Annotated in this window: 7 protein-coding genes and 2 rRNA genes (1 of these 9 running past the window's edge); 5 read left to right on the plus strand and 4 right to left on the minus strand. The window is 61.4% G+C overall.

Annotated elements, in window-relative coordinates; genetic code table 11:
* Window positions 1-58: 58 nt before the first annotated feature.
* Both ACEOAB_RS26355 and ACEOAB_RS26360 read right to left on the minus strand, forming a co-directional pair.
* Window positions 59-787: a GNAT family N-acetyltransferase gene (locus ACEOAB_RS26355; protein WP_007836121.1), complete on the minus strand. Its 729-nt coding sequence runs from the start codon at window positions 785-787 to the stop codon at window positions 59-61.
* A 109-nt stretch (window positions 788-896) separates the two neighbouring features.
* Window positions 897-1,370, minus strand: a complete 474-nt coding sequence (locus tag ACEOAB_RS26360) for an Lrp/AsnC family transcriptional regulator (protein ID WP_007836115.1) — start codon at window positions 1,368-1,370, stop codon at window positions 897-899.
* A 142-nt stretch (window positions 1,371-1,512) separates the two neighbouring features.
* Here ACEOAB_RS26360 and hppD point away from each other — a divergent pair, with 142 nt between their 5' ends.
* From hppD to ACEOAB_RS26385, 5 genes are all read left to right on the plus strand, one after another.
* A complete protein-coding gene (gene hppD / locus ACEOAB_RS26365; protein ID WP_056595815.1) occupies window positions 1,513-2,640 on the plus strand; it encodes a 4-hydroxyphenylpyruvate dioxygenase in 1,128 nt (375 codons plus the stop codon).
* A gap of 34 nt (window positions 2,641-2,674) precedes the next feature.
* On the plus strand, window positions 2,675-3,478 hold the full coding sequence (locus tag ACEOAB_RS26370) for a transporter substrate-binding domain-containing protein (RefSeq protein WP_413749194.1): 804 nt from the start codon (window positions 2,675-2,677) through the stop codon (window positions 3,476-3,478).
* A 19-nt stretch (window positions 3,479-3,497) separates the two neighbouring features.
* Complete coding sequence (gene phhA, locus ACEOAB_RS26375) at window positions 3,498-4,373, plus strand: phenylalanine 4-monooxygenase (RefSeq protein WP_413749195.1); 876 nt, start codon at window positions 3,498-3,500, stop codon at window positions 4,371-4,373.
* Between the two features lie 120 nt (window positions 4,374-4,493).
* A complete protein-coding gene (locus ACEOAB_RS26380) occupies window positions 4,494-6,185 on the plus strand; it encodes an AMP-binding protein (RefSeq protein WP_413749196.1) in 1,692 nt (563 codons plus the stop codon).
* Window positions 6,186-7,118, plus strand: coding sequence for an MBL fold metallo-hydrolase (locus tag ACEOAB_RS26385; RefSeq protein ID WP_413749197.1), 933 nt, complete (start codon window positions 6,186-6,188; stop codon window positions 7,116-7,118).
* Between the two features lie 78 nt (window positions 7,119-7,196).
* Here ACEOAB_RS26385 and rrf read toward each other — a convergent pair.
* Window positions 7,197-7,309 (minus strand): 5S ribosomal RNA (rrf, locus tag ACEOAB_RS26390).
* A gap of 128 nt (window positions 7,310-7,437) precedes the next feature.
* Window positions 7,438-8,609, minus strand: a 23S ribosomal RNA gene (locus ACEOAB_RS26395) (it continues 1,704 nt past the right edge of the window).

Consider the following 8,609-nt stretch of genomic DNA (forward strand, 5'->3'; position numbering starts at 1 on the left):
TGCGTGTGACACGCTCTACCGCATGGCCCCCGCCGGCCGTTGGGGCCGCCGCCAAGCCTCAGGGGGCGGATTTCTTGCGGGCGTCGCGCATGCCGCTGCGCACTTCCTGCACGCTCGCCAGGAAGGCCCAGAACTGCTTGGCGCGGCTCTTGAGCGCGAAGTCGACCGCGGCGTAGTGCTCCAGGGCGATCTCGCTCATCCGGCTGTCGAAGGTGGCGCTCGGCAGTTCGAGGTGGGCCTCGGCTTCCGAGCCGCTGCGCACCACAGTCGCGCCGGCGTTGCGAGCGATCTTCAGCATGGCGGCGTTCTCGCTGAGCGCATGGATGAAGAGCATGCCGACGCCTTCGTTGCGGGCCACGACCACGGCGCGCTCGAACAGGCGGGCGCCGTAGCCCCGGCCGCGGGCATGCGCCGAGACCGACACGCCGAATTCGGCGCAGTCGCTGTGCTGGTCGCCGGGCGCGAAGGCCAGGTGCGCCATCGCGATCAGGTCGAGGCGGCGGTTGTAGATGCCGAAGAGTTCGTCGCGCTCGAAGTCGAGCCCATCGACGTAGCTCTGGACCTGCTCGTCGCCCGCTGCATAGCCGAAGCGCAAATAGCGGTCGTGCGGGGAGAGTTCGAGCAGGTGGCGGGCGATGCGCTCGCGTTCGCGCGGGCCGATCGAGCGGATCGGCACCATGACGGGCTGAGGCGCGCTGACTGCGCGTGGTTGCGCCTCAACCATCGGCGCCTTCAGGAAAGAGCCGAGGCCGAGAGACGCTTTGAGAAGGGTCTTGGCGGTAAGCATGGCTCGAATGTAAGGGTTTCCCCTTAAACAACAAGTCCACAGGGTCAATCACGGGACACATTTGTGTCCTAGTACCAAGCTGCGTGGCGCTGGCGCAACCGCAATGTGGCTAAACCGGCACAGCTGTTGTGGCCTTGACACGGTCGAGCACGAAGCTGGTCTTGCAGTCTTCCACGCTCGGATGCTTCAACAGGGTGTCCATGATGAAGCGGCTGTAGTGGGCCATGTCGGCCACGACCACCCGCAACAGGTAGTCCATGTCGCCGGTGAGGGCCGCGCATTCGACCACCTCGGGCCAGGTCTGCACGCTGGCGCGAAACAGGTCCATCGGGTTGCGCTTGTGGCTCTCGGTGTGCTTTTCGAGCCGCACATTGAGATAGGCGGTCAGCCCCAGGCCGATGGCTTCGGGCTGGACCAGCGCGACGTAGCGGTCGATCACCTTGTGCTCTTCGAGCCGCTTGACCCGCCGCAGCACGGCGCTGGGCGACAGGCTGACCTGCTCCGCGATCTGGTCGTAGGTGGCACGCCCATCTGCTTGCAGCGTGCGCAAAATTAGCCGATCTATCTTGTCCAGTGCTTCCATATCGCCATTCTTGCAGTTTTACTGCGCAATGGCCATTCCGAGCGCCCGGAAACGCAGAAAACCTGAGAGGTATCCGCCCTACATTGCATGACCGGCCGATTTCGCGCCTTATTCATCCCGCCCCACCTACCGGAGACCGCACATGAGCCATGCCGACGCACCCGCCTTCACGCCCTGGGAGAACCCCATGGGCACCGACGGCTTCGAATTCATCGAGTACGCGGCACCCGATCCGGCCGCCATGGGCAAGGTGTTCGAGCGCATGGGCTTCAAGGCGGTGGCGAAGCACCGCCACAAGAACGTGCTGCTGTACCGCCAGGGCACCATCAACTTCATTCTGAACGCGGAGCCCGATTCCTTCGCGCAGAAGTTCGCGCGCGAACATGGCCCGAGCGTCTGCGCCATCGCCTTCCGCGTGCAGGATGCCAAGCAAGCCTACGAGCGCGCCACATCACTCGGCGCATGGGGCTTCGCCGACAAGGCCGGCCCAGGAGAGCTGAACATCCCCGCCATCAAGGGCATCGGCGACAGCCTGATCTATCTGGTGGACCGCTGGCCCGGCAAGAATGGGGCGAAGCCCGGCGACATCGGCAACATCGGCTTCTACGACGTGGACTTCGAGGCGCTGCCGGGCGTGTCGTCGCAGGAAGCGCTGGCACGCAAGGGCAACGGCCTGACCTACATCGACCACCTGACGCACAACGTGTACCGCGGCCGCATGGACGTGTGGGCCAACTTCTACGAGAAGCTCTTCAACTTCCGCGAAGTGAAGTACTTCGACATCGAAGGCCAGGTGACCGGCGTGAAGAGCAAGGCCATGACCAGCCCCTGCGGCAAGATCCGCATCCCGATCAACGAAGAAGGCAAGGAACAGGCCGGCCAGATCCAGGAGTACCTGGACATGTACAAGGGCGAGGGCATCCAGCACATCGCCATGGGCTCGGACAACCTGTACGAAAGCGTCGACGCGCTGCGCGCCAACGGCGTGACGCTGCTGGACACCATCGACACGTACTACGAGCTGATCGACAAGCGCATTCCCGGGCACGGTGAAAGCGTGGCCGAACTGAAGAAGCGCAAGATCCTGATCGACGGCAAGAAGGACGCGCTGCTGCTGCAGATCTTCAGCGAGAACCAGTTGGGCCCGATCTTCTTCGAGTTCATCCAGCGCAAGGGCGACGACGGTTTCGGCAACGGCAACTTCAAGGCGCTGTTCGAGAGCATCGAGCTCGACCAGATGCGCCGAGGCGTGCTGAGCGCCGCAAAATAAGGGCTTCTTCTTTCTTATTGCCCAGGAGCCCGGTATGCGCAGCTGCATGTCTTCGATCGGTTTGACCTTCATCGCGGCGGCCGCCGCCGTTCTTTCGGGTTGCGCCATGGCGCCGGCGAGCACGCCGGTGGCCGGCTCGCACCTCGATGCCGTGCAGAAGGCGGCGGTGCTGCGCATCTGCACGCCGGGCGACTACAAGCCCTTCAGCTTCCAGAAGGCTGACGGCGCCTTCGAGGGCATCGACGTCGACCTGATGACGGGCTTCAGCGCCAGCCTCGGCGCGAAGCCCGAGTGGGTCAAGACCACCTGGGCCAACCTGCTGCCCGACCTGAACGCCGGCAAGTGCGACATCGCCGTGGGCGGCGTGTCGGTCACCACCGACCGGCAGAAGCGAGCCTTCTTCAGCGCGCCCTACATGGTCAACGGCAAGACGCCCATCGCGCGCTGCGCCGACGTGGCCAAGTACCAGAGCGTGGCCGCCATCGACAAGCCTTCGGTGCGCGTCATCTTCAACCCGGGCGGCAGCAACGAGCGCTTCGCCCGGGCCAATTTCAAGCAGGCCAAGCTCACGATGCACGGCGAGAACGTGACGATCTTCGACGAGATCCTCGCCAGCCGCGCGGACGTGTTCGTGACCGAAGCGGCCGAGGCCATCACGCAGCAGAAGCTCAAGCCGGGCCTCTGCGCAGTCAATCCCGACAAGCCGCTGCAGTACGGCGAAATGGCCTGGATGCTGCCGCGCGACGACGTTGCCTTCAAGTCGTACGTCGACCAGTGGCTGCATCTGCAGCAGGCCGGTGGCGACTTCCAGCGCACGATGGACCGCTGGCTCAAGTAACTCTCAAGAATCGTTTCTCATGGACACTCCTGCCGCCGCCGTTGTCACCCCCGCCGTCTACGGAGCTTCCGACCGCCCGCCCCGGGGCGACTATTCGCGCGGCGGCAAGGTGATGGCCGACTACACCTGCCCGCAGGACTGGGCCAGCTACACGCCGGCCGACCACGACACCTATCGCCGGCTCTACGAGCGCCAAGCCGCGCAGTTGCCGGGGCTGGCGTGCGACGCCTTCATCAAGTCGCTGCCGTCGCTCGGCGTAAAGGACCGCATTCCGCGCTTCGAAGAGCTCAACGAGCGCCTACATCGCGCGACCGGCTGGGAGATCGTCGCGGTGCCGGGGCTGATTCCGGAGCTGCCCTTCTTCACGCTGCTCGCGAATCGCAAGTTCCCGGTGACCGACTGGATCCGCAAGCCCGAGGAGTTCGATTACATCGTCGAGCCCGACGTGTTCCACGATCTGTTCGGCCACGTGCCGATGCTGTTCGACCCGACCTTCGCCGACTACGTGCAGCGCTACGGCGCGGGCGGCATCAAGGCGCACGAACTAGGCGCCGGCGAGAAGCTCGCGCGGCTTTATTGGTACACGGTGGAGTTCGGGCTGATCCGTCAGCCGGACGGCCTGCGCGCTTACGGCGCCGGCATTCTGAGCTCGGTGGGCGAACTGAAACACGCGGTGCTCAGCGATGAGCCGCACCGGCTGCCGCTGGACCTGCTGCGCACCATGCGCACGCGCTACAAGATCGACACCTACCAGGCCAACTACTTCGTGATCGACAGCTTTGCGCATCTGTTCGACCTTACGGCGCCCGACTTCACGGCGCTGTACGAGTCGCTGGCGGTTGCGACCGACATCGAGGCCGGGGTGCTGCTGCCGGGCGAATCGGGCAAGGCCTGAATTTCTGAGGGCTACGCCGCGCAGCTATCGCGCGCGCGACAGCACACGCCCGCTCCCTAGGACAAGCCCGCTGGCGGCGGAGGCGCACTGCCTCCCACAATCCGCGCCAAAGGAGCTTGCATGCAGACATCCGCGCGACAGAACTATCCGGCCGGCGTACCGCACGAGATTCATCCGGAGCAGTACCGTTCCCTGCCTCACATGTTCGACGAGGCCTTTGGCCGCTATGCCGACAGGCCGTTCTCGGTCTGCATGGAGCGTTGGATGTCCTATGGCGAGCTCGACACGCTGTCGAAGGCACTGGGCGCCTGGCTGCAATCGCTCGGGCTGGAGCCGGGTGCGCGCGTAGCCATCATGCTGCCCAATATTCCCCAGTTCGCGGTCACCATGTGCGGCGTGCTGCGCGCGGGCTATACGTGCGTCAACGTCAATCCGCTGTACACGGCGCGGGAGTTGGAACACCAGCTGAAGGACTCCGGCGCGACAGCGATCGTCATCCTCGAGAACTTCGCAGCAACGCTCGAGAAGGTGATCGAGCGCACGCCCGTGAAGCATGTGGTCGTGACGGCGATGGGCGATCTGCTGGGCGGGTTGTATGGCGCGTGGATCACGATGGCGGTGCGCCACCTGGCGAAGATCGTGCCGGCCTACAAGCTGCCGCTGAGCGATGGACGCACGGTCACGCCGTTCGCTCAGGCGATCTCGGAGGGCCGAGGCCGCACGCTCGGGCCCGACCGGAGCACGCTCGATTCGATCGCGTTTCTGCAGTACACAGGCGGGACGACCGGCCTCTCGAAGGGCGCGGTACTGACCCATCGCAATATCGTTGCGGCCACCCTGCAGGCGGAGGCCTGGTTCACACCTGCGCTGTCGCGCGCGGGCGATCTGGCGAAGGTCAACAGCATCGCGGCGCTGCCGCTGTATCACATCTTTGCGCTGACGCTGTGCTTGCTGGTGATCCGCCAGGGTTCGCACATGACGCTGATCCCGAACCCGCGCGACTTCAACAAGTTCATTGCCGTGCTGAAGAAGCGGCCATTCCACATGCTGCCGGCTGTGAACACGCTGTTCAATGCACTGCTGATGCACCCGGAGTTCAAGTCGATCGATTTCTCTACGTTGTTCGTGTCGCAGGCGGGAGGCATGGCGGCATCGGAAGGTACCGCGCGCAAGTGGTTCGAGGCCACGGGCTGCCCGATGATCGAAGGCTGGGGGATGAGCGAAACCTGCGCCATCGGCACCAACAACCCGGTGTCGAATACCGAGTTCACCGGGACGATCGGCTTGCCGTTGCCCAGCATAGAGATCGCGATCAAGGACGATGACGGCAATTCGCTGCCGGCAGGCCAACCGGGTGAGCTTTGCATCAAGGGGCCGAACGTGATGGCGGGCTACTACAACCAGCCCGCCGAGACGGCGGCGGCCTTCACTGCCGATGGCTTCATGCGCACCGGCGATATTGCCGTGATGCAGGAAGACGGCTACAGCCGCATCGTCGACCGCAAGAAGGACATGATTCTGGTGAGCGGCTTCAACGTGTTCCCGAACGAACTCGAGAACGTGATTTCCCTGTGCCCAGGGGTCGTGGAATGCGCGGCGGTGGGCGTGCCGGACGAGAAGCAGGGTGAGGCGATCAAGGTTTTCGTCGTTCGCAGGGATCCGGCGTTGACCGAAGACGCAGTGCTGCAGTACTGCCACTCGCAGCTCACAGGCTACAAGCGGCCGAAGCACATCGAATTCAGGGAATCGCTGCCGAAGACCAATGTGGGAAAGATCTTGCGCCGCGAACTGCGCACCAGCGCGGGCGTCTGAATGAGCCATTCGTCGGCGAGTGCCGGGCTGCCAGCGACTGTCGTGGTGTTCGAGCGGGGTTGGCTGTCTTCGAACAATGTCCTGTTCGTCGGCAGCGAAGAAACCGCCGTGGTCGACACGGGGTATGCAACGCATGCCGACCAGACGCTGGCGCTGGTCGAGTCGGTGCTGGGGGAGCGGCCGCTCGATCTCATCCTGAATACGCATCTCCACAGCGACCATTGCGGTGGGAACGCCGCTCTGCAAGAACGCTATCCGTTGGCTCGTACGGAAATTCCGCCTGGCGAAGCTGGCTTGGTGGAACGCTGGGATCAAAGCGGCCTGAGTTTCCTGGCGACAGGGCAGGCGTGCCGCAGATTTCGTTTTACGGGGCTGCTGCAGCCCGGGACGGAACGCATGCTCGGTGAACGGCCATGGCAAGTGCATGCTGCACCCGGCCACGATCCCCATTCGATCATTCTGTTCGATGCCGAGTCACGGACGCTGATTTCGGCCGACGCCCTGTGGGAGAACGGTTTTGGCATTGCTTTTCCCGAACTGGCCGGCGAGCCGTCGTTCGAAGATGTAGGCGCTACGCTGGATCTAATCGAAACGCTGGCTCCCCGGCAAGTGATCCCAGGGCATGGCGCTGTATTCGACGATGTAGGCAAAGCTCTGTCTGTGGCGCGCCGCCGGCTCGATGGTTTGCAACGCGACCCGGTGAAGCATGCACGTCATGCCATCAAGGTGTTGATGAAATTCAAGCTGCTGGAGGTGCAGTCGATCTCTTTTGCGGATTGGCATGCATGGCTGGGGGGCACCGCATACATCGACGTGATTCGATCACGCTTTTTCAACGCAATTGAGTTGGATCAATTGACGAAGAACATCTTGGCGGAACTGGTTGCGGCTGGCGCCGCAGAGACGAGTACATCTGGTGTCCGCAATATCTAGGACACTCTTTATTCGTCTTTCAGCCCGTAAAGCAAAAAACCCCAGTCATTGCTGACTGGGGTTTTCTGGGCTGTAAGAGCCTGACGATGACCTACTTTCACACGGGAACCCGCACTATCATCGGCGCTGAGTCGTTTCACTGTCCTGTTCGGGATGGGAAGGAGTGGGACCAACTCGCTATGGTCATCAGGCATAAAGGGTTGTTCTGTTGATCACATGATCAAGAGAACGAATTCATAGAGTTTGGAATCAGCTTTTGGCGAATTATTTTGAATGCGTCAACTTGGCATAACACCTTGATCGGATTGATCAAAGTTATAGGGTCAAGCCGCACGAGCAATTAGTATCAGTTAGCTTAACGCATTACTGCGCTTCCACACCTGACCTATCAACGTCCTGGTCTTGAACGACTCTTCAGGGGGCTCAAGGCCCCGGCAGATCTCATCTTGAAACGAGTTTCCCGCTTAGATGCTTTCAGCGGTTATCTCTTCCACACTTAGCTACTCGGCAATGCCACTGGCGTGACAACCGATACACCAGAGGTGTGTCCACTCCGGTCCTCTCGTACTAGGAGCAGGCTTCCTCAAATCTGCAGCGCCCACGGAAGATAGGGACCAAACTGTCTCACGACGTTTTAAACCCAGCTCACGTACCTCTTTAAATGGCGAACAGCCATACCCTTGGGACCGGCTACAGCCCCAGGATGAGATGAGCCGACATCGAGGTGCCAAACACCGCCGTCGATATGAACTCTTGGGCGGTATCAGCCTGTTATCCCCAGAGTACCTTTTATCCGTTGAGCGATGGCCCTTCCATACAGAACCACCGGATCACTATGTCCTGCTTTCGCATCTGCTCGACTTGTCAGTCTCGCAGTTAAGCACGCTTATGCCATTGCACTATCGTCACGATGTCCGACCGTAACTAGCGTACCTTCGAACTCCTCCGTTACGCTTTGGGAGGAGACCGCCCCAGTCAAACTGCCTACCATGCACTGTCCCCGATCCAGATAATGGACCTAGGTTAGAACCTCAAACACACCAGGGTGGTATTTCAACGTTGGCTCCACAAGATCTAGCGACCCTGCTTCAAAGCCTCCCACCTATCCTACACAGATCTGTTCAAAGTCCAATACAAAGCTACAGTAAAGGTTCATGGGGTCTTTCCGTCTTTCCGCGGGGAGATTGCATCATCACAAACATTTCAACTTCGCTGAGTCTCAGGAGGAGACAGTGTGGCCATCGTTACGCCATTCGTGCAGGTCGGAACTTACCCGACAAGGAATTTCGCTACCTTAGGACCGTTATAGTTACGGCCGCCGTTTACTGGGACTTCAATCAAGAGCTTGCACCCCATCATTTAATCTTCCAGCACCGGGCAGGCGTCACACCCTATACGTCCACTTTCGTGTTTGCAGAGTGCTGTGTTTTTAATAAACAGTCGCAGCCACCGATTTTTTGCAACCCATTCATGCTTCGTTGTTCACTACAC

Source organism: Variovorax sp. Varisp53, from assembly GCF_059491555.1.